Origin of the sequence: Paraburkholderia sp. SIMBA_054, assembly GCF_046534875.1 — a bacterium.
In the GTDB taxonomy this organism is placed as follows: domain Bacteria; phylum Pseudomonadota; class Gammaproteobacteria; order Burkholderiales; family Burkholderiaceae; genus Paraburkholderia; species Paraburkholderia hospita.
Map to the genome: position 1 here is coordinate 15261 of NZ_JAWRXV010000046.1, position 19766 is coordinate 35026.

At 64.7% G+C, this 19766-nt stretch carries 21 protein-coding genes; 15 read left to right on the top strand and 6 right to left on the bottom strand.

Going from position 1 to position 19766, the window contains the following annotated elements:
- The first annotated feature begins 227 nt into the window (after positions 1-227).
- The 3 genes from SB822_RS38840 (at position 228) to dinB (ending at position 2102) form a co-directional block, all read left to right on the top strand.
- The gene (locus tag SB822_RS38840; protein WP_410857113.1) at positions 228-485 is read left to right on the top strand and encodes a hypothetical protein; all 258 of its coding nucleotides are present in this window, start codon (positions 228-230) and stop codon (positions 483-485) included.
- The gene (locus SB822_RS38845) at positions 482-787 is read left to right on the top strand and encodes a hypothetical protein (RefSeq protein ID WP_086916953.1); all 306 of its coding nucleotides are present in this window, start codon (positions 482-484) and stop codon (positions 785-787) included. The genes SB822_RS38840 and SB822_RS38845 overlap by 4 nt, the downstream gene beginning before the upstream one ends.
- 160 nt (positions 788-947) lie before the next feature.
- Positions 948-2102 (top strand): DNA polymerase IV, encoded by a 1155-nt coding sequence (gene dinB, locus SB822_RS38850; RefSeq protein ID WP_114222725.1) that lies wholly within the window; start codon positions 948-950, stop codon positions 2100-2102.
- A gap of 38 nt (positions 2103-2140) precedes the next feature.
- Here dinB and SB822_RS38855 read toward each other — a convergent pair whose 3' ends face one another.
- Positions 2141-2482 carry a hypothetical protein gene (locus SB822_RS38855; RefSeq protein WP_410857114.1) on the bottom strand — a complete coding sequence of 114 codons (342 nt, stop codon included), beginning with the start codon at positions 2480-2482 and terminating at the stop codon, positions 2141-2143.
- A 216-nt stretch (positions 2483-2698) separates the two neighbouring features.
- Here SB822_RS38855 and SB822_RS38860 point away from each other — a divergent pair, with 216 nt between their 5' ends.
- The 6 genes from SB822_RS38860 (at position 2699) to SB822_RS38885 (ending at position 10343) form a co-directional block, all read left to right on the top strand.
- Positions 2699-4174: a PLP-dependent aminotransferase family protein gene (locus SB822_RS38860; protein ID WP_410857115.1), complete on the top strand. Its 1476-nt coding sequence runs from the start codon at positions 2699-2701 to the stop codon at positions 4172-4174.
- 410 nt (positions 4175-4584) lie between these two features.
- Complete coding sequence (pstS, locus tag SB822_RS38865; protein WP_410857116.1) at positions 4585-5616, top strand: phosphate ABC transporter substrate-binding protein PstS; 1032 nt, start codon at positions 4585-4587, stop codon at positions 5614-5616.
- Positions 5617-5789: 173 nt separating this feature from the next.
- Positions 5790-6002 carry a hypothetical protein gene (locus SB822_RS38870; protein WP_007743864.1) on the top strand — a complete coding sequence of 71 codons (213 nt, stop codon included), beginning with the start codon at positions 5790-5792 and terminating at the stop codon, positions 6000-6002.
- Positions 6003-6194: 192 nt separating this feature from the next.
- On the top strand, positions 6195-7745 hold the full coding sequence (locus SB822_RS38875; protein WP_410857117.1) for a methyl-accepting chemotaxis protein: 1551 nt from the start codon (positions 6195-6197) through the stop codon (positions 7743-7745).
- 297 nt (positions 7746-8042) lie between these two features.
- Entirely contained in the window at positions 8043-9041 is a 999-nt protein-coding gene (locus SB822_RS38880) for a hypothetical protein (RefSeq protein WP_410857118.1), read from the top strand.
- 168 nt (positions 9042-9209) lie between these two features.
- Complete coding sequence (locus SB822_RS38885) at positions 9210-10343, top strand: J domain-containing protein (RefSeq protein WP_410857119.1); 1134 nt, start codon at positions 9210-9212, stop codon at positions 10341-10343.
- A gap of 34 nt (positions 10344-10377) precedes the next feature.
- On the opposite strand, the gene SB822_RS38890 is transcribed toward SB822_RS38885, so the two are convergent.
- The 3 genes from SB822_RS38890 to SB822_RS38900 form a co-directional block, all read right to left on the bottom strand.
- Positions 10378-11337 (bottom strand): TauD/TfdA dioxygenase family protein, encoded by a 960-nt coding sequence (locus SB822_RS38890; RefSeq protein ID WP_410857120.1) that lies wholly within the window; start codon positions 11335-11337, stop codon positions 10378-10380.
- 282 nt (positions 11338-11619) lie between these two features.
- A complete protein-coding gene (locus SB822_RS38895; protein ID WP_007589762.1) occupies positions 11620-12075 on the bottom strand; it encodes a TerB family tellurite resistance protein in 456 nt (151 codons plus the stop codon).
- 42 nt (positions 12076-12117) lie between these two features.
- A complete protein-coding gene (locus SB822_RS38900; RefSeq protein ID WP_007743850.1) occupies positions 12118-12303 on the bottom strand; it encodes a DUF3563 family protein in 186 nt (61 codons plus the stop codon).
- A 322-nt stretch (positions 12304-12625) separates the two neighbouring features.
- On the opposite strand from SB822_RS38900, the gene SB822_RS38905 reads away from it, so the two are divergent.
- The 6 genes from SB822_RS38905 to SB822_RS38930 all read left to right on the top strand — a co-directional run bounded on the left by SB822_RS38905 (position 12626) and on the right by SB822_RS38930 (position 17300).
- A complete protein-coding gene (locus SB822_RS38905; protein ID WP_410857121.1) occupies positions 12626-12904 on the top strand; it encodes a hypothetical protein in 279 nt (92 codons plus the stop codon).
- A gap of 108 nt (positions 12905-13012) precedes the next feature.
- Entirely contained in the window at positions 13013-13321 is a 309-nt protein-coding gene (locus tag SB822_RS38910) for a DUF4148 domain-containing protein (protein ID WP_410857122.1), read from the top strand.
- Positions 13322-13552: 231 nt separating this feature from the next.
- Positions 13553-14881, top strand: coding sequence for an ATP-binding protein (locus tag SB822_RS38915; RefSeq protein WP_410857123.1), 1329 nt, complete (start codon positions 13553-13555; stop codon positions 14879-14881).
- Between the two features lie 372 nt (positions 14882-15253).
- The gene (locus SB822_RS38920) at positions 15254-15928 is read left to right on the top strand and encodes a response regulator transcription factor (RefSeq protein ID WP_007589771.1); all 675 of its coding nucleotides are present in this window, start codon (positions 15254-15256) and stop codon (positions 15926-15928) included.
- A 94-nt stretch (positions 15929-16022) separates the two neighbouring features.
- A complete protein-coding gene (locus tag SB822_RS38925; protein ID WP_007589774.1) occupies positions 16023-16298 on the top strand; it encodes a hypothetical protein in 276 nt (91 codons plus the stop codon).
- A 9-nt stretch (positions 16299-16307) separates the two neighbouring features.
- On the top strand, positions 16308-17300 hold the full coding sequence (locus tag SB822_RS38930; protein WP_410857124.1) for an alpha/beta hydrolase: 993 nt from the start codon (positions 16308-16310) through the stop codon (positions 17298-17300).
- 96 nt (positions 17301-17396) lie between these two features.
- On the opposite strand, the gene SB822_RS38935 is transcribed toward SB822_RS38930, so the two are convergent.
- Positions 17397-18650: an MFS transporter gene (locus SB822_RS38935; protein ID WP_410857125.1), complete on the bottom strand. Its 1254-nt coding sequence runs from the start codon at positions 18648-18650 to the stop codon at positions 17397-17399.
- A gap of 116 nt (positions 18651-18766) precedes the next feature.
- Positions 18767-19708, bottom strand: coding sequence for a transcriptional regulator GcvA (gene gcvA / locus SB822_RS38940; protein ID WP_007589777.1), 942 nt, complete (start codon positions 19706-19708; stop codon positions 18767-18769).
- Positions 19709-19766 lie beyond the last annotated feature (58 nt).

Genomic DNA, 19766 nt, shown 5'->3' on the forward strand with positions numbered 1-19766 from the left:
GACGCATTTGACGCGCATGCCGGCTCGCTCGGACACATAGGATCGACAACGATGACGAAGAGCAACCGGGCCGCGTTGTGCCCGGAACTCGCGGCCATTCACTCGGCCTGCCCAGTCCCCGGTAATTCCGTGTCTCAGCGATTCACGCAACACCCCCTTCATACCAATTGCACAAAAGACTGTATGAATATACAGTATCGGCGTGCGATTCAAGAGGAGCGTGCGTCATGGAAATGCGTGTGCATCAACCCGCCGGTCATCCGATGCCGGAGATCGCGGCGTTTGTCGCGGACCTGAAGTCGGCGTTCGGCGAGTGGGAAATCGACGAGGCGATCCGTCGCGGCAAGGCGGGGGAGCCTACGTTCTATGCATGCGAGAATGGCCGGTCAGTCGGCACGGCGCGCCCGGCAGTGACAGACGCTTTCGCGAACGATCCTGCAAGCGAAGCCCGTCAGGAAGTTCCAGGCAAGGAGAGTGAGCGATGAAGGCAGGTCGTCTGTGCGTCGGGCTGATTGCGCTGGCTTTGACTTCTGCGGCGCACGCGGAAAAGTACGTCGAAATCTGGAATCCGCCGGAAGCTCGTGGTCATTCTGCCGCCCCGGCCGTGCAAAAGCCGCTGCGTCCGCGTGCGCAAAAGCCGACGGCGCCACGGCTCGCGAGGAAGGTTACCGAACCGGGCAACGTACAGGCGGATCACGGCGCGTCGTCGGTGGTGGCGACAAAGCGGCCCGGCAACCGGAGCATTCCGCGCAAGATCGGTCCGGATGGCAACGTGTTTCGCGTTTGACCGATGCGGGAAGGTGGCGGGTGAGTCAATCAACGCCGCGCGGGCAACTTGCTAAACTGCGTGTCCTTATCCGCTGTGGCTTAAGCGGGCGGCACCGGCAGAATAATTTGGCGTCGCGTGCCCCAACCGCAGTCCTCCCTCGCAAACCGCATCACGCAACATGAGTGTCATCGTCCGCCGTATCGCGCATCTCGACATGGACGCGTTCTACGCATCCGTCGAGTTGCTGCGCTATCCGGAGTTGCGTGGCAAGCCGGTCGTGATCGGCGGCGGTCGCAACGCGATACCGGAGACCTTGTCTGACGGCACGCGCCGTTTCGCGAAGCTGAAGGACTACGCGGGCCGCGGGGTCGTCACGACTTCGACCTACGAGGCGCGCGCCTTCGGCGTGTTCTCGGCAATGGGCATGATGAAGGCCGCGCAACTCGCGCCGGACGCGATCCTGCTGCCGACCGACTTCGATTCCTACCGTCATTACTCGCGTCTCTTCAAGTCGGAAGTGGCGAAGTTCACGACGCGTATCGAAGATCGCGGCATCGACGAAATCTATATCGACCTCACGGACGTGCCGGGTGATGCCGCCGACATCGGCTCGCGCATCAAGCACGCCGTGCATAGCGCAACGGGCCTGACGTGTTCGATTTGCGTCGCGCCGAACAAACTGCTCGCGAAGATCGGCTCCGAACTGGACAAGCCGGACGGCCTTACCATTCTGACGCCCCAAGACATTCCCACGCGCATCTGGCCGCTCGCTGCGCGAAAGATCAACGGCATCGGACCGAAGGCGAGCGATCGGCTGGCCGCGCTCGGTATCAATACGGTCGGCGATCTGGCGCATGCGGCGCCGGATCTGCTGCAGGCCAACTTCGGCCTCAAGTACGCAACGTGGCTCACGCACGTCGCGCAGGGCAGCGATGAGCGTCCTGTCGTCGTCGAGTCCGAGCCGAAGTCGATGAGCCGCGAAACGACGTTCGAACGCGACCTGCATCCGCGCCATGACCGGCCCGCGCTGTCGGAGTCGTTCACGCGCCTGTGCGTGCGTGTCGCGGAAGACCTGCAGCGCAAGGGCTACGTCGGACACACGATTGGCATCAAGCTGCGCTTCGACGACTTCTCCACTGTCACGCGCGATCTGACCATTCCCGCCGCGACGTCGGACGCGGCAGCGATCCGGCGCGCCGCGACCGAGTGCCTGAAACGCGTCGCGCTGACACGCAAGCTGCGGCTGCTTGGGGTGCGTGTGAGCGGGCTCTCGCTGGCGAGCGAGCAGGCGCCGCCGCTGCCAATACAAGCCGAACTGCCATTCACGGCTTGAGCTACGACACCAACGCGCGCATCCCCAACGCCACAGCTTCAGCTTCGCCGAAACAGCCCACCGTTCAAGCGGCCAATCGAAACGAGCCAGCGCCCGATCGTCGCGACCATCGACCGCCCGCGCGGACCCGCGTCGATCTGCGCGATCGAGGCACGCTGCCCGGTTGCGAGGACTTCGACGAACGCTTCATACGGCAGCACATGGCGCTCGCTTTCGCAAAGGACGACCGACACTTTGGGTGCGTCGCCAAGCAGCCAATCCAGTGATGCATCGCGGTAGCTCACCTGCAGCGTGCCTTCCAGCGCGACGATCGCGCTTCCGCGTTTGAACCAGGCGGCGTGAACCCGGCCGGGGGCGTATCGATATTCGAAGGGTTTCATCGAGAACTCAGTCCGAAAGCAGTCAACAAATCGACCCGGCGATATCAGAATCGACGGACCACATGTCGAAAGCGTAAAGAGAGTCATCGGACCGCAACAGACTCACACGTTTAGAATCTGTACCGATACAGGGACCTCTTTTGTTACTCTGTTTCCGTCTTAATTGCCACGGTCTGTATCTGGCGATCTATCCAAGTAGCAGGCACGATCCGAAGGATGATCTTGCTGAACGACGAACCCCTTCTCGCGCCACCCGACACGTGCGCGCCGTTGTACGAACGCCTCGCCGAGCACTATCGCCGGGTGATCGCGTCGGGCACGCTCGCGCCCGGCGACCGGATGCCGTCGGTGCGCGCGTTGATGAGCCAGCACCACGTGAGCCTGTCGACGGCGATTCAGGTGTTTCGTCGCCTCGAAGACGGCGGCTGGCTGCAGGCGCGGCCGCGAGCGGGTTACTTCGTGCGGCGTGCACCTGCCTCGAAACTGGCGACCGTCGCTGAGCCGGACATTCCAGCGCTTGCCGAGCCGGCGCGCTACGTCGGCTTGCACGAACGCATCTCGCGCGTGATCGAGCGGGCCCAGGCGTTTCCGGATGCGCTCAATCTCGGCGGCGCGACGGGCGATGCCGTGCTTTATCCGACTGAGCGGTTGCAGGCGCTCGCCTCGCGCATCCTGCGCCATCGGCCGACGCTGCTGACGGAAGTCGGCGAAGACGGCGGCGCGGCGGAGCTGAGACAGGCCGTCGCGAAGCGTGCGTTGTCGACGGGCGTCACGGCCTCGCCCGACGATGTGCTCGTGACCAGCGGCGGCGTCGAAGCCGTGAACCTGGCGTTGCGCGCGGTCGCGCAACCGGGCGATACGATTGCCGTCGAATCGCCGGCGTTTTTTGGGCTGTTGCAGATACTCGAAAGTCTCGGGCTGCGCGCGCTCGAAATACCGACCAGCCCGACAACGGGTCTGTCGCTCGAAGCGCTCGACATCGCGTTGACCGCGTGCCCGGACATCAAGGCGCTCGTCGTCGTGCCGAGCCTGCAGAATCCGCTCGGTTGCGTGATGCCGGACGCGCGCAAGGCCGAACTCGTGCAGTTGTGCGCGCGCCGTGGCATCGCGCTGATCGAGGACGAGCCTTATCGCGAGCTAATCGAATCGACGGAACCCGCGCGGCCGCTGAAGGCCTGGGACCGCGACGGCGGCGTGATCTACTGTGCGTCGTTGAACAAGGTGCTCGCGCCGGGCATGCGGCTCGGCTGGATGTCGTCGGGGCGCTGGCATGCGCGCGTGCGGCTGTTGAAATTCGCGCAAACGCGGAACAATGAGTCGCTGGCGCAGTTCGTCGCGGCGGAGTTCATCGGCTCGGGCGCGTATGACCGGCATCTGCGCCGGTTGCGCGAGAAGCTGCGCGTGCAGCGCGAGGCGAGCGCCGATGCGATTGGCCGATATTTTCCCGTTGGCACGCGGCTGAGCTTGCCACCTGGTGGGCTGCTGCTGTGGGTCGAATTGCCGGACGGCAAGTCGTCGGATGCGCTTTTTGAAGCCGCGTTGCCGCACGGTATCCGGATCGCGCCCGGTTCGATCTTTTCGAACTCGGAGCGCTTCCGATCGTTCATCCGACTCAGTTGTCCAGGGCCGTTCGATGAACGGATGGACGCGGCGCTTCGTCAACTCGGACGTCTCGCGGGGGAAATCGGTTGACGGCCGGGAGGGGCGGCGAGCTCGGGCGTCGAGCGTGCGCGGATTTGTCTGGGCAATCTGCTTTCTGAAGACTGCTGCATCCGTCACCGCATTGTCATGAAGCGCGACTAATTTCGAAACGCACCCCATACAAAGCTTTCAGCAACTCACTTGCGTGGGTCCGAGTCAGGCGCCAAGGCGCGGACTCTGCTCGACTGCACTTTCGTGCATGAGACTGGCGTAAGGCGCTAAAGCGCTAACGCCCGTCGACCGCACTGTCGTGCATGGGACATGCGTAAGCACTAAAGCGCTAACGCCTGTCGACTCGCCGTGGGGCCGGTGTAGGCGCTAAAGCGCCAACTCCGGCCGACACGGCATGGGACAGGAGTAAGGCGCTAAAGCGCCAACTCCTGTCGACACGGAGGCAAACCATGAAAATCGCTCTGTTTGCAGCCGCCAGCCTGATCGGCGCGCTGTCCTGTTCCTTCGCGCACGCAACCGACGTCACGGGCGCAGGCAGCACCTTCGCGGCCCCGATCTACACCAAATGGGCCGACGCGTACCAGAAGACGGGCGGCGGCCGTATCAACTACCAGGGCATCGGCTCGTCGGGCGGCATCAAACAGGTGCTCGCCAAGACAGTCGACTTCGCCGGCTCCGACGCGCCGCTCAAGGACGACGAGCTCGCGAAAGACGGCCTGTTCCAGTTTCCGACCGTGGTCGGCGGTGTGGTGCCCGTCGTCAATCTGCCGGGCCTCAAGCCGGGCGCGCTGGTGCTCTCCGGCCCGGTGCTCGGCGACATCTTTCTCGGCAAGATCAAGAAGTGGAACGACCCGGCCATCGCCGCGCTCAATCCCGGCGTGAAGCTGCCCGATACCGACATCGCCGTCGTGCGCCGCGCGGACGGCTCGGGCACGAGCTTCATCTGGACGCACTATCTGGCGCAGGTGAACCCGGAGTGGAAGAGCAAGGTTGGCGAAGGCACGACCGTCAACTGGCCGACAGGCACGGGCGGCAAGGGCAACGACGGCGTCGCGGCGTTCGTGCAGCGGCTGCCGGGCGCGATCGGCTACGTCGAATGGGCGTACGCGAAGCAGAACAAGATGACATACACGTCGCTGAAGAACGCGGCGGGCACCGTCGTCGAGCCGAAGACGGACAGCTTCAAGGCGGCGGCAGCAGGCGCGGACTGGTCGAAGTCGTTCTATCAGATCCTCACCAACGAGCCGGGCAAGGATGCATGGCCTGTGGTCGGCGCGACGTTCGTGCTCCTGCATGCGTCGCAGGACAAGCCGGATCGCGGCAAGGAAACGCTCAAGTTCTTCGACTGGGCGTTCAAGAACGGCACCCAGACCGCGCAGGAACTCGACTACATCCCGCTGCCGGATGGCGTCGTGTCGCAAATCCGCACGCAATGGAAGGCGAAGGTCAAGGATGCTTCGGGCAAGCCGATCGCCGATTGATCAGATTAAACGCATAAAAACGGGCCAGTGCGCGAGAACGCCGGCCGTCATTGAACAGTAACGGGGCATCGCGATAATGCGAATCCTGGCCTGAGAGCAATCGGGACGGGCGTGAAGCACGGCGTCGGCCGCGCGTAGCGCCAGCTATCCCGATTGAAGCCAGAGACGCACCCATGACTATTCCCATGCTGACCACACACCGTGGCTATCGTCTGCAAGCCAGCGCCGCAATTCGCGACGATGGCCTGCACGCGGCCGATCTGATCATCGAAAAGCCGGGTCTGCCGGCCCGCATCTTCAACGCGCTCGACTACTTCTACGACGGCGAGCAGGCGCTCAGGTACGCGACCGCCTGGGGCCGCATCTGGGTCGACATGAAAGGTTGATCTCACAGCCCGCTTTCCGGTGCCGCCTGCACTCGACACGCGGGTGCAACGGGCAGTCGCTTCCCGCTGAAAACGATATCAGCGGAAATTTCTTCCCAAATATTGGGGCGGGGTTCAAAAGACGATGAACAGGCCGTAACAGGCGGAGCAACCGTCATCCCTCGACGGCGGCGCGTCCTCTCCTCATCGTTCATGAAACTCACATTCAAGCTTCCTCTCGCTTTCGCCGCTGCGCTGTTCCTGATGTTCGCGGGCGCGATGTATGGCCTCTATTCGATGCACCGCTCGATCGACGAATACAACGACCTCGTGCGCGTGCATGTCGCGAACGAGCGGATGGCCGCGAACATCCTCGTCAATTTCAAGCTGCAGGTGCAGGAGTGGAAGGACATCCTGCTGCGCGGCAAGGACCCGGCAAAGTTCGACAAGGGCTGGGCCGCGTTCGAGACGCGGGAGCGGATCGTCGACTCGCAGACAAAAGAACTGCTCGCGTCGCTCGACGATGCGGGTGCTCGCACGCTCGTCGAGCAGTTCGCGGCCGCGCACGTCGACATGGGCGGCGGCTATCGGAGGGGCCTCGAAGCGTTCAAGGCGGCCGGCTTCGAGCCGACGGCGGGCGACAAGGCGGTCGCCGGCGTCGACCGTGAGCCCGCGCGCCTGCTCGGCGAGGCGGTCCAGCAGATCGCGACGAACACGGCGGCGATGTCGGCACAAGCCGCCGACGACGCGCGCCGCGCCGCCGCGATCAGCCTCGTGCTGATGCTGGTGGCGTTCATAGCCGGTTTGTGTGGCGCGTTCCTCTTCAGCCGTTCGATCACGTCGCCGTTGACGCGCGCCGTGGAAGTCGCGCGCGGCGTCGCGCAGGGCAATCTGACGACTCGCATCGAGCAACACGGCAGCGACGAAATCGGCGCACTGCTGAACGCGCTCGCCGACATGCAGGCGAGCCTCGCGAAGGTGGTGAGCAAGGTGCGCCGCAACGCGGACGGCGTCGCGACGGCCAGTTCGGAAATCGCGGCGGGCAATCTGAGCCTGTCGGCGCGCACCGAGGAGCAGGCGGCGTCGCTCGAAGAAACGGCGGCAAGCATGGAAGAGCTGACGGGCACCGTGCGGCAGAACGCGGGCAATGCGAGCCACGCGGCGTCGCTGGCGGAGAAAGCATCGGGCACGGCGACGCACGGCGGCGATGTGATGCGGCGCGTCGTCGACACGATGGCGGGCATTTCGGAAAGCTCGTCGAAGGTCGGCGAGATCATCGCGGTAATCGAAGGCATCGCGTTCCAGACGAACATTCTCGCGCTGAACGCGGCTGTCGAAGCGGCGCGCGCGGGCGAACAGGGACGCGGCTTCGCCGTCGTCGCAGGCGAAGTGCGCGCGCTCGCGCAGCGCAGCGCGACGGCCGCGAAGGAAGTCAAGGCGCTGATCGAGCAGTCGTCGACGCGCGTTGCGGCGGGTGCGGACCTGGTGCGGGACGCAGGCGGCATCATCGGCGAGATCGTCGATTCCGTGCAGCAGGTGACGAACATCATCGCCGATATTTCGGCAGCGTCGAACGAACAGAGCACGGGCATCGAGCAGGTCAATCTCGCCGTCACGCAGATGGACGAAGTCACGCAGCAGAACGCGGCGCTCGTCGAGCAGGCGTCGGCGGCCGCGCAGTCGATGGCGGAGCAGGCGCGCTCGCTGCGCGAAGCCGTCGCGGTGTTCACGACAACCGATATAGGCCATCCCGCAGCCCGATAACTTCATACCATTAGCAGCGCGAAGCGCCGAGTGTATGACTTCGCACACAGTCTATTTTGCGACGCTCGACCATCGCGTTCATGCCCGATAAGATGGCGCGTGACGCAACACGTCTATTTGCTGGCTGATATTGCATCGGGCAAGCGGCCCGATAGCTATGAGGAACGAGGCGCGGCAGGACCTGCCTGCATGATGGACGCCTCGCTCCCGTCGCGCACCACGCCGCAACGTGCCTGATTTCTTCGAACACAGACGGCTTGCCGGGAAGGGCTGCCCGGCGCATGAGAGGGACGTGGCATGTTGAACAAGTTGATCGACATCGCGAGACACATCCGACGCAGCGAAGGCTTCAAACATTCGATCAGCACGCCGGGCCGCATCACGTTGCACGCGCAACAACGTTTGAACCGCGGCTACTTTGCGATCGAGATTCGCGCGCACTCCGGCTTCTTTTCGGTGATGCAGATGGTGCTGTTCATCCTGATGTATTGCGAAGAAAAGCGCCTCACGCCGCTCATTTCCGCGCGCGGCGGGATTTACGGCGACGCCGAAGGCAAGGTCGACTGGTTCTCCGAATACTTCGACACCATTGGCGCGGTGCCGCTGCCCTCGTCGAGCGTGCGGGTGCGCACTTCGGTCGTGAGAGATCTCGGCGGGCTCGGGTTTCGTCGCCGGTATGAGCCCAGGCTCGATCTGCGGCACGCCAGCGCGCTGTTCCGCTCGCACTACCAGCCCTCTGCGCCGATCCGCTACGAAGTGGACGCGATCCGCAGGCGGCTCGGCATCGGCGCGTCGACGCTCGGCGTGCATTTTCGCGGCACCGACAAGAAGGCCGAAGCGCATACCATCGCGTGGGAAGCGTTCTGCCGTCTCGTCGAGACGGCACTCGCCGAAGAGCCGCAACTGACAAACATTTTCGTGTCGAGCGACGAGCAGGCGTTCCTCGATTACTTCGTCAAATGGGACTTTCCCGTGCCCGTCAGCGTCGCGCCCGCGAAGCTGCTCGCAACGGGCGGCACACCCGTACACTTCAGCGGTCATCCGGGACTGGCGATCGGACGCGAGGCGCTGGTCGCGAGTCTTCTGCTCGCGAGTTGCGGGTATCTGGTGAAGACGCCGTCGTATCTGTCCGCCTGGTCGAAAATGTTCAATCTGTCGCTACCGGTTAAACTCGCCGTGCCGCCGCGCGAAGGCGCGTTCTGGTTCCCGGACAGCCAGATCTGGAACGAGCAGCAAGCGTGCCGCGAAACGACGGCAGAAGCGGACGTCCGGATGCAGGACCAGAAAACGGCCTGAACGGCGCGGCGCATGCCGCAACGCAATACGGCCGGGCGCCGCGCGAAATGCGGCCTGGCCCACAACGGCGATAGAAAAGCCGGCTTCCGGCCGCGTTCGCGAGCGGCCGGCGCGTCGGCGCTCGCGTAGAATCATCACAAAAGACCAGCACGGCAATCGGGGAAGGGCGTGAAGATTCACAGCCACTACGACAATCTGAAAGTCTCGCGGGACGCACCTCAAGAGGTGATCCGCGCGGCCTACAAGACTTTGAGTCAGAAATATCATCCTGACCGGCGGATCGACGATCCCGATGCCGAGCGGGTGATGAAGATCATCAACGCGTCTTATGCGGTTCTGAGCGACCCCGTGCAACGCAAGGAGCACGACGAATGGCTCGCGCGTAAAGAACGCGAAGCGGCCGAAGCGGCTGCGCCGCAACCGCCGCCGCGTCAGTCGGCGTCGGCGTCCCAGCGGACGAACTGGCAGGCGGCCGCCACCCAGACCCGGCGCGAGGTCCCGCCGCGTTCGCAGACCCATTCGAGCGCATGGACGTCGCACGCGCATGTCGATCCGCGCGCCACGAAGCGAAAGCCGCGCGCGGCATCCGGTTTTTCACTGCGCAAGATTTCGCTGCGAAGCTGGACGGCGATCGGCGTCTGCGCATTCTTCGGCTACGTCGCGATTTCGGAATCGACGACGCCGTGGCCGTTCACGCGCAACACGTCTTCGCATGGCTCGTCCTATGGTTCGCCATACGGTACGCGCAGTCAAGCCGACTCCGACGACGCCTCGCCGTCGGATGGCAAACGGCGTGGGCTTGCGGCGATGTCGTCGGCGCAGGCCGCGACCTCGCCGTGGACCAGCGACGGGTCCGTCACGAGCAGCGCTTCAGCCTCGCATGCGCTGTTCGTGAGGCCCACGCTCGCGCCGAACGGCCTGCCGTGGCCGTCGACGGCGTCGTATCTCGACGGCATGCCCGTCGGCGCGGCGGGCGGGCATTCCTCGGTGACGGTCGACAACTCCGTCAACCGATTCGACGTGTTCGGCAAGCTCGTCTATAACGCGTCGGTATTCGACCAGCCGGTGCGCCATTTCTTCGTTCCCGCTGGGCAGACTTTCACGCTGATCGGCGTCGCACCGGGCGCGTACGACGTCCGCTATCAGAATCTCGACGACGGCGGCCTGTACAAGTCGCAAGGTTTCGAAGTCAACGAACAGGCCGCCGGCAACAGCGTCGACGCGACCAACGTGAGCATCACGCTATATGCGTTGCCGGGCGGCACCGTGCAGCCGACGACGATCGGCCGCGGCGACTTCTAGCCTTTGCAGGCAGCCGGCAAGCGCGCCGCGCCGCTCACTGCAGCGTCGCGCCTGCACCCCGCAGCACCACGCTCTGCCGCCCGTCGATGCTCACGGGCACATCGCCGTGCACTGTCGCGCGGCGCACGACGCGATGCGCGTCGCCGTAATCGTTGATCGCGTAGTGCTGCGTCGCGCGGTTGTCCCAGATCGCGACATCGCCTTGCGTCCAGTTCCAGCGCACCGTGTTCTCGAGCCGCGTGACGTGATCGTGGAAGGTCTGCAGCAGATGCGTCGAGTCGCCCGCCGACAGTCCCTTCAGACGCTGCACGAAATGACCTAGCACGAGCGAGCGTTCGCCCGTTTCCGGGTGCACGCGCACCACGGGATGCTCGGTTTCATAGACCGTCGACGTGAACACTTCGCGGTAGCGCTTGAGCTGCTCGGTGTCGGCGTTCACGTGCGACGACGCGTAGTCGTAGGCGTTCGTATGCAGCGCCCAGAGCGTGTCGGCAAGACGCCGCAGCGGTTCGGGCAGGTTTTCGTAAGCGGCGGCCGTGTTGGCCCAGACCGTGTCGCCGCCATACGGCGGAATCACGACTGCCCGCAGGATCGAGATCTTCGGATACGCGTCGACGAACGTGACGTCCGTATGCCATGAGTTCGCGCGTCCGCCATGCTGCGAATTGAGTTCGAGCAGATGATGGCTGCCATCGACGGATGGCACGGTCGGATGCGCGACGGTCTCGCCGAAGCGCCGCGCGAACGCTTCCTGCTCCGTGTCGTCGAGATGCTGCTGGCCGCGAAAGAACACCACCTTGTGCTTCAGCAGCGCGGCGTGGATCGCATCGAAGGTCTGCGCGTCGATCGAGCCGGACAGCCTGACACCTCGAATCTCCGCGCCGATACGGCCGGCGACGCGGCGCAGATCGAGCGTTTCAGGTGCAGCGTGCGCGGCTTGCGTGACGATCGTGCCTGCGTTCGATGGGGCGAAACCCGCTTGCGTATTCGACATCTGACGTCTCCGTGTAAGTGGGAACGTTCATTCAAGCAGCGCGCTCGCGCAAAGAGAACTGACATTTCGTGCGAAGGTGTCCAGGCGGATTGCGCTATCGATAGGCGGTTTCGTGCTATGCGAGCGGCACGCAGGCTAGCGGCTGGAATTGGATACAGCGGGATACACCACTCGACGGCATCGTCAGGGTATCCGTCGAACCCATGCGTGAAGCGCTTTCCCGCCTCGGCACATGATGCGTCGGCGGGAAAGCGCAGTGGGTTGAGAGAAAGTGATGGGCGTTCAGCCCGGCTGAATCGGTACGAGCTTCAGTTTGCGGCGCAAACTCCGCGTGTCGTGCACGTCGTACGCTTCGGGCATCTGCCACGCCGCGCGCAACAGTTGAATGAACGCCGCTTCGCCTTCGGACAGATGTCCGTCCGCGTGTGCGCCTTCGTTGCACAGCGCCATGACTTCGCGGCGCAGCCGCCAGTCCCTGACGTCCTGCGCGAGACAGAAAATCACGGCGGGGTCGAGGCGGCAGGTGTCGCCCCAGTTCAGATAGGCCGTCGACGTCAGGTCCTCGCACATCTGCTGCATGACGACGAGCAGTTGTCCGCGGTGCATCTTCAGCCGCGCTTCCATCCCGTAACGCTCCAGTGCTTCGAGCTCGTCGACGCCGACGTGTCCGTCCGACAGCAGGCAGGCGGCCACGATGCGGGCCGCAGCCTCGGGACTGTCGCTTCGATAGTGACGCATTTCAGATCTCCTTTACTTCGATTCGATTGGCTGCGGGGTGCATCACGCAATCCAGTCGCGCGGCGCGAGGTTCGAATTCACGTGAAACGGATAGCTGCTGTCGTCGAGCATGCGCTGGCGGCGTTCGAGATCGGCGAGATCGGTCGACGATGCGAGCCACGCTTCGCGTTCGCTGTCGCGCGAGGACGTGAACAGCGTGCCAAGACGGTGTGTGAGCTGGTTGAACATGATGTGCTCCTTCAGTAGTGCGATAAGGAAATGCGCTGGCGAAAATGGGATTCGCACGGCTGCGTGACTGCGATGCGCGGGCTTTGTGCTGCTTGCCGTTTCGTCGCTTTCGACCATGGCGCTGCATCGACGGGATGAATCGTAGGCGCGATGAATTAGCGGGAAATGAGTGCGCCGGGCATGCGATTAACCGTTATGTCACGGTGTGCCATAACGATTTTCGAGCGTGATCTGGAGGCTAATTCTTTGCTCACTATCGGCGCACAGAATGCGAATCAACCGATGCATCACTGATACGCCATCGAATGTCCAGGAGAACAACATGAAAGGGATTCGCCACATTGCAGTCGCCGCATTGCTCGGCTTGGGACTGGTGAGCGCCGCGCAGGCACACGTGTTCGTCGGCGTCGGGATTGGACCGGTTGCGCCTGTCGTCCCCGTCATGCCCGTCGTCTCCGTCGCGCCGTACCCTGTGTATGCGCCGCCGCCCGTGTATTACGCGCCGCCTCCGCCTGTGTACGCGCCGCCCGTCGTAGTCGGCTACTGGGGGCATCCGCACTATGGATACCGGGGCTATTACGGCTATGGCTACTGGCGCTAGGCACGCGAGGAGCGCGCCGGAACGGGCGCTCATTTATTTCTAATTTTCGATCTCTACGATGAACTTCATCGCAAGGCTCATCGAGCCAATAACCCGGAGGGAAACATCATGAAAACGCTGATTCAGACCGCTGCAGTCGCTGTGTTGCTCGCACTGCCCATCGCCTCGTTTGCACAAACGACGGCACCTGTCTCGCGTGCCGAAGTCGAGGCGCAACTCACACAACTGGAAAGCGCGGGCTTCAACCCGATTGGCGACAAGGCGCACTATCCAGCAAACCTCGAAGCTGCGCAGGCGCGTCTCGACGCACAGCACGCGGACGGATATGGCGGCGTCGCGGACGGCGCATCGCAAGGCGGAGCGGCCTTCCATCCTCAATACGATGTCGGGATGAAGTCGATTTACGTCGGACATTGAAGGGCCGCCAAACCCGGCAATCCGATCGATTTAAACCGCGGGCGCGCAGAGAAATCTGCGCGCCCGCATCATTGTCTCTACAACCAGAAGAGCGTGTAGTGCGGTGTAGAATCGGCTCGCCGACAGGCTCGCCAACAACGAAGCGCCGCCGACCGTCAATGCATCGCGGCACGTCAGCCCTGGCGTTCAATCCCGTTTGCACAACTCTTACCGGACGGCACGCATCAGACCATGTCCATGCCCAAGATCCGCTCCCTCAGAAATCAACTCGTGCTCGCCCTCTGTGTGCTGGTGAGCGTCGTCGGCGTGGTGCAGGGCATCAGCTCATGGCAGCTTGCCAAAGCCGGCATGAGCGCGCTGCTCGATCTGCGTCTCGAACAGGTGGCCACGCGCCTGTATCACAGCGGCCTCGCCGATGCGCTGCCCACCACGCCCGCACGCGGCTCGCAGCCGGAGCGCGATGTCTATCTCACGGTCTGGAAGGACGGCATCGATACGCCGTACCGCTCGACCGACCCCTCACTCCCGTTGCCGCGCGAGGCCGAGCCGGGCTTCACGAATGCGATGGTGAACGGCGAGAGCTGGCGCATCTACACGCTGCGCGAGCCGTCGATGGTCGTCCAGGTCGCACAGCGTTCGCGGGTGCGCCAGGACCTCGCGGAAGCGCGCTCGCTGAATACGCTGTGGCCGATGATCGTGCTCGTGCCGCTGGTGTGGATCGCCGTGCTGCTCGTCGTACGGCGCGCGCTGAGGCGCCTGACGCGGCTCGGCAGACAGGTACAGGCCATCGACATGGCGCATTTCGAGCAGCTGTCGACCTCGGGCGTGCCGACGGAGATACGCCCGTTCATCCTGTCGATCAACAAGATGATCGAGCGGCTCGAACAGTCCATCGAGAGCGAGCGCAAGTTCATCGCCGACGCGGCGCACGAACTGCGCACGCCGCTCACCGCATTGCAGTTGCAGGCGGACAACCTGCAGCCGCATATCGCGCCCGGCAACCAGGAGCGCTTCCGCGAACTGCAAAGCGGCATCCGGCGCAGCGGCAGGATGATTGCGCAGCTGCTGCGGCTCGCGCGCGCCGATGCGGCGATGAAACCGGACACGCTGACGCGCGTCGACGTGTCGGAGGTGGTTGTCGACGCCGTGGCCGAAGTCCTGCCGATCGCGATGCAGCGCGGCATCGACATCGGCGCCGACGAGATGACGAGCGCTTTTGTGCGCGCGAACGACGCCGATATCGGCATCGCGCTGCGCAACCTGGTGAGCAACGCGATCCGCTACACGCCCGATGGCGGCAAGGTCGATCTCAGCATCCAGGTGCGCGACGGGAAGGTGTGGATCGAAGTGATCGATAACGGGCCGGGCATCGACGAGGCGCTGCTGCCGCGCGTGTTCGACCGGTTTTTCCGGGCCAATGTGCAGATCGAGGGCAGCGGGCTCGGTTTGTCGATCGTGCAGGCTATCGTGAACCGGTACGGCGGCGAGGCGAGCCTGCGCAACCGTGCGGATGGGCAATCGGGGATCGTCGCATCGATCGGTTTTCCCTCGGTGCCGTAAGCGGTGCAATAAGCGGTGCCACAAACGCGGTGCCGCTCGCGGCGCGGTCAGCCGCTCATTCGTTGCTAATTCTCCGTGCCTAAGATGGGAACTGTTGGAGCAGGCCCCTCTGGTTCTGGCACGGCGATCGGTGCACGCCAGAATCCTTCGGCCGACTGCGTATGCAGTCGGCCTTTTTTTGTCGTCGATACCGAACGGTTTAGCCTGTGCAGGCTCGGTTATCATGCGATCTGGCTGGTGCGCGGGAGTGGGGCGCGCCGGCGGCCACGGCCCGGAATCGCAAACCGGCGCGCAGTGCGCAGCACGCCGTGCGGCTGATCGGTCCTTGCGCTGGGGCCAACGACAACGCTTCGTTGCTGTGGACACGACATCATGCGAGTGCTACTGGTTGAAGACGATCTGCAGATTGGCCAAAGTCTGATGCGCGCGCTGCAGGACGCTGACTACAGCGTCGACTGGGTGCGCGACGGCAATGCGGGCAGCGCGGCCATCGCTGCCGCCGAATATACCGTCGTCCTGCTCGATCTCGGCTTGCCGGGCATGGGCGGCATCGAACTGCTGAGGTCGGCCCGCGCGGCGGGCAACACGGTGCCGGTGCTGATCCTCACGGCGCGCGACGATCTCGAAGCGCGCGTGCAGGGCCTCGACGTCGGCGCCGACGACTACGTGCTCAAACCCTTCGACGTGCCCGAGCTGATGGCGCGCATGCGCGCCGTGTTGCGGCGCAAGGCGGGCTACGCGTCGTCGCGTCTCGGCGACGATGCGCTGAACCTCGATCTCGATAAGCGCACGCTGTGCTGCAACGGGGTGTCGTCGGTATTGTCGGCGCGCGAGTTCGCGCTGATGCTTGCGTTTCTCGAACGGCCCGGCACGATCCTGTCGCGCGACCAGCTCGAGGACAAGCTGTACGGCTGGGGCAAGGAAGTCGAGAGCAATGCTGTCGACGTGCTCATTCACTCGGTGCGCAAGAAGTTCGGGCAGTCGGTGATCCGCAATGTACGCGGCCTCGGCTGGACCGTCATGCTCGGCGAAGCGCCGAAAACCTGAGCGCCGCGCGTCCTCATTCTCCCCTCACTCTGCATCGACACAATCTCCTCAACCGCACAGCAATCACGCTGAAACGCGCGGCGAGGAGAGAGCGATGAAAGGCATTCCAGAAGTTAACGTAGTTGTCGAGCGCAACGATGCGTTCAACCACACACCGGCCGCATTTGATATGTACGATCCCAGCACCCGCACGCGGATCGCGGTGCATATCGACTGCACGCCGCAAGGCGCCGCGTGTGCGAACCAGCGCGCGCCCGTCTATGCCGCGCGCGCTTACCGTATGCAGCCTTCGCGGTGCCGCATCGGCGCGCGTGTGCGCTATCCGCGTTGTGCCGGCTGGGGCGACGGTTTTGGTTCGATGCAACGCTGAGGCGCGGCCATGTCGAACCATCCGGCTATCGAAGGCCTCGCGGCTCGCATGGCCGCAAGCTGGCAGGCGCGTGCCGTTCTCATGGCCATGCCGCTGCTCGTCGGGCAGCGTGCTCGGGCGCGCTGCGCGGCCGCGCCCGATGTCGCGCGGGTGCGCGCGCGCTCGCACCGGCTCTCGTTGCCGGGCGCGTGGCTCGCGGCGCTTCTCAATCCGCGTTCGCGCAGGGTGCGCGATGGCGATCTCGACGGGCTGTGGACTTTACCGTCGACCCGACCCGGACCCATCGCGAACGCGATTCTGTACCTGCACGGCGGCGGCTATTACTTTGGATCGTCGGCGACCCATCGCGCGGTGACGACTGCGCTCGCCGCGCATAGCGGCGCGCCCGTGTTCGCGCCCGACTACCGGCTCGCGCCCGAGCATCCGTTTCCTGCCGCGCTAGAGGATGCGTTGCACGCGTACCGCACGTTGATCGCGCGCGGCATCGCGGCGAATTCGATCGTCGTCGCGGGCGACTCGGCGGGCGGCGGGCTGGCGCTCGCGTTGCTGGCCGCGTTGCGCGACGCGGGCGAGGCATTGCCTGCGGGCGCCGTGCTGTTCTCGCCGTGGGCCGATCTGACGACGACATGGCGCGCCGCGCGCGGCACAGGGCCAACGACGCGCGTGGCGATGCAGCATGCCGCGCAGATGTATATCGGCGACGCGAGCGCGTGGGACCCGTATGTGTCGCCGACGCGCGGAGAACTGCACGATTTGCCGCCCATCCATCTGCAGATCAGCGACACGGAAGCGATGTACGAAGATGCGCTCGCGCTCGCGGCGCGCCTGAATCGCGTGGGCGTGACGGTGCAGGTCGCGCAATGGCATGCGATGCCGCACGCACTGCCATGTTTCGCGCCGTTCCTGCCGGAAGCGAATCAGGCGCTGCGGCAGGCGGCGATGTTCGTCAGGCGCTGCTACGCGACGCGCAAGCGCGAGGTAGCAGCTGCCGCGATTGCATGAGAGCGGGATGGCGAAAGACAAAAAAGCGGACGGCACGAGCCGTCCGCGTCAATGGCCAATACTGAACACTGGCCTCTGGAAAAGCCTCTGCGAAACTCAGGCACGCGCCGGTTCGACGGGTGCGTGGACGGTGTCGTCGATCGGGAAATGCAGCAGCGCGGCGAACAGTCCCGCCAATGCCGTCGCGGCCCAGATCAGCGTGTACGAGCCCGTCGCGTCGAACACGTAGCCTCCGAGCCACGCGCCGAGGAACGAACCCAACTGGTGGCTGAGAAACACGACGCCGAACAGCGTGCCGAGATGCCGCGTGCCGAACACCTTGGCGATCAGGCCGCTGGTGAGCGGCACGGTGCCGAGCCACGTCAGGCCCATCACGGCGGCGAACAGCACGACGGAAACCGTCGACTTCGGCAGCAGGAAGAACGCCGCAATCGTCGCCCCGCGAATCAGATACAGCCAGCCGAGCACATGCTGCTGACGGAAGCGCCCGCCAAGCCAGCCGCACGCCCAGCTGCCCGCCATGTTGAACAGGCCGATCAGTGCGAGCGCGGTGGCGCCGAGTCCCATCGGCATGTGGCACAAGGTCAGATAGCCGGGCAGGTGCGTGGCGATGAACGCAAGCTGGAAGCCGCAGGTGAAGAAGCCGAGCGTCAGCAGCCGGTAGCCGCGATGGCGCACGGCGTGCGCGAGCGTCTCGCGCAACGGCGGGACAGTGGCCGCTGCGGGTGATGCAACCACATGCGGCGTGCCGACGTCCTTGCGACGATCGAGCAACATGCCGAAGGGCGCGGCGACCAGCATCAGGAAGGCGAGCGCGTAGAGCGACGTCGATATGCCCGACGTTTCGCGTACCAGTTGCGCGAACGGCACCATCAGCACCTGTCCCAACGAGCCGCCCGCGCTCGCGATGCCCATCGCCATGCTGCGCTGCTCGGGCGTCGCGGCGCGCCCGACGGCCGTCAGCACGACGCCGAACGTCGTGCAGCTCACACCGATGCCGACCAGCAGCCCAAGCCCCGCAATCAGCGCGATACCGGACGGCGAACCGGCCGCGAGCGCGAGACCCGCGGCGAAGGTAGTAGCGCCGAACGCGACGACGGGTGCGGCGCCGTAGCGGTCGGCGGCGGCGCCTGCGAACGGCTGCGCGAAGCCCCATACGAGATTGTGCAGCGCGATCGCAAAGGCCACGAGCGTGACGGGCAGGCCGCGATCGTACGAAAACGGCCCGATGAAGAGACCGAAGGTCTGCCGGATGCCCATGGCCGCGCTGATGATCACCGCGGCGGCGACGATCACGTAAAACGTCGGGTTTTTAAGGGGCGCTGCGTAAGCGGGTTTGGCCGTTGACATGTTTTGTTTCCTCCTGGCGGCATCCTCGCAGCAGCCAGCAGGCGCGACAAACGAAAAGTTTTCGGCGACAGATGAAGAAAATTCACTCGCAGGGGGAGCGGGTTGCTCGTGGATGTCTAGCGGGTTGCCGTCGTAAAGTGCATGGCTTCGCCCGTTGAAGCAGCGTCATCGAACGCGTGCGCTTCGTGAAGCAGCCAGCGCTTGAATGCCTGCAGATCGGGCCGCGAGTCCGTGCCTTCCGCGCTGACCAGCCAGTACGCCGTCTTCGCATCGACGGTCGGCGTGCTGGCTTCGACGAGCGTGCCGGCGTCCAGCTCGCGGTTCACCAGCGGCCGTCTGCCGATCGCGACGCCCATGCCCGTCGTGGCCGCTTCGAGCGCCAGCTGGATCGTGTCGAAACGCACGCCGCCCGACGCGTCGATATCGTGGACACCCGCGCCGTCCAGCCACGCCTGCCAGTCTTCGCTCGCGGTGTCGACGTGAATCAGCGTGGCGTGGCGCAAGTCGATGTTGCCATGTGTATCGCGCAACGTGTCGCGATAGGCGGGGCTGCAAACTGGCACGAGCCGCTCGCCGAACAGTCGGCTCCAGTCGCTGCCCGGCACGGGACCGCGGCTCAGACGGATGCCGAAGTCGAAGCCGTCGACGGGAAAGCCCACCTGGCGGCGCGAGGTATCGACGGAAACGTCGATGTTCGGCCACTGCGCGCGAAACTCGAACAGGCGCGGCACGAGCCAGCGCATCGCGAGCGTCGGCGCGCAGCTCACCGTCACCGTGCGATGCGTGCGGCTGTCGGGCAGCCGCTGCGTGCCAAGCGCGATCAGCGAAAACGCCTCGGCGATGTATGGGAAATACTGCTCGCCCGCAGGCGTCAGCGACAGCTTGCGCGGCTCGCGCACGAACAGCGCGACCCCAAGCGCTTCTTCGAGCGCGACGATGCCGTGGCTGACGGCGCTCGGCGTCACGTTCAGTTCGGCGGCGGCAAGCTTGAAGCTGCCGTGCCGCGCCGCCGCCTCGAAGAAACGCAGCGAGTTCAGCGGAGGCAGGCGAAGCGGCATGGCGCAACCTTTGGGCGTCGTTGGTCAGGGGAAGTGGTTTCGCGCGAGGCAATCGGCG

What these genes read in the sequence shown, in the direction of transcription:
- SB822_RS38840 (WP_410857113.1), top strand. Translation starts at nt 228, where the DNA reads ATGGAAATGCGTGTGCATCAACCCGCCGGTCATCCGATGCCGGAGATC.
- SB822_RS38845 (WP_086916953.1), top strand. Translation starts at nt 482, where the DNA reads ATGAAGGCAGGTCGTCTGTGCGTCGGGCTGATTGCGCTGGCTTTGACT.
- dinB (WP_114222725.1), top strand. Translation starts at nt 948, where the DNA reads ATGAGTGTCATCGTCCGCCGTATCGCGCATCTCGACATGGACGCGTTC.
- SB822_RS38855 (WP_410857114.1), bottom strand. Translation starts at nt 2,482, where the DNA reads ATGAAACCCTTCGAATATCGATACGCCCCCGGCCGGGTTCACGCCGCC.
- SB822_RS38860 (WP_410857115.1), top strand. Translation starts at nt 2,699, where the DNA reads ATGATCTTGCTGAACGACGAACCCCTTCTCGCGCCACCCGACACGTGC.
- pstS (WP_410857116.1), top strand. Translation starts at nt 4,585, where the DNA reads ATGAAAATCGCTCTGTTTGCAGCCGCCAGCCTGATCGGCGCGCTGTCC.
- SB822_RS38870 (WP_007743864.1), top strand. Translation starts at nt 5,790, where the DNA reads ATGACTATTCCCATGCTGACCACACACCGTGGCTATCGTCTGCAAGCC.
- SB822_RS38875 (WP_410857117.1), top strand. Translation starts at nt 6,195, where the DNA reads ATGAAACTCACATTCAAGCTTCCTCTCGCTTTCGCCGCTGCGCTGTTC.
- SB822_RS38880 (WP_410857118.1), top strand. Translation starts at nt 8,043, where the DNA reads ATGTTGAACAAGTTGATCGACATCGCGAGACACATCCGACGCAGCGAA.
- SB822_RS38890 (WP_410857120.1), bottom strand. Translation starts at nt 11,337, where the DNA reads ATGTCGAATACGCAAGCGGGTTTCGCCCCATCGAACGCAGGCACGATC.
- SB822_RS38895 (WP_007589762.1), bottom strand. Translation starts at nt 12,075, where the DNA reads ATGCGTCACTATCGAAGCGACAGTCCCGAGGCTGCGGCCCGCATCGTG.
- SB822_RS38900 (WP_007743850.1), bottom strand. Translation starts at nt 12,303, where the DNA reads ATGTTCAACCAGCTCACACACCGTCTTGGCACGCTGTTCACGTCCTCG.
- SB822_RS38905 (WP_410857121.1), top strand. Translation starts at nt 12,626, where the DNA reads ATGAAAGGGATTCGCCACATTGCAGTCGCCGCATTGCTCGGCTTGGGA.
- SB822_RS38910 (WP_410857122.1), top strand. Translation starts at nt 13,013, where the DNA reads ATGAAAACGCTGATTCAGACCGCTGCAGTCGCTGTGTTGCTCGCACTG.
- SB822_RS38915 (WP_410857123.1), top strand. Translation starts at nt 13,553, where the DNA reads ATGTCCATGCCCAAGATCCGCTCCCTCAGAAATCAACTCGTGCTCGCC.
- SB822_RS38920 (WP_007589771.1), top strand. Translation starts at nt 15,254, where the DNA reads ATGCGAGTGCTACTGGTTGAAGACGATCTGCAGATTGGCCAAAGTCTG.
- SB822_RS38925 (WP_007589774.1), top strand. Translation starts at nt 16,023, where the DNA reads ATGAAAGGCATTCCAGAAGTTAACGTAGTTGTCGAGCGCAACGATGCG.
- SB822_RS38930 (WP_410857124.1), top strand. Translation starts at nt 16,308, where the DNA reads ATGTCGAACCATCCGGCTATCGAAGGCCTCGCGGCTCGCATGGCCGCA.
- SB822_RS38935 (WP_410857125.1), bottom strand. Translation starts at nt 18,650, where the DNA reads ATGTCAACGGCCAAACCCGCTTACGCAGCGCCCCTTAAAAACCCGACG.
- gcvA (WP_007589777.1), bottom strand. Translation starts at nt 19,708, where the DNA reads ATGCCGCTTCGCCTGCCTCCGCTGAACTCGCTGCGTTTCTTCGAGGCG.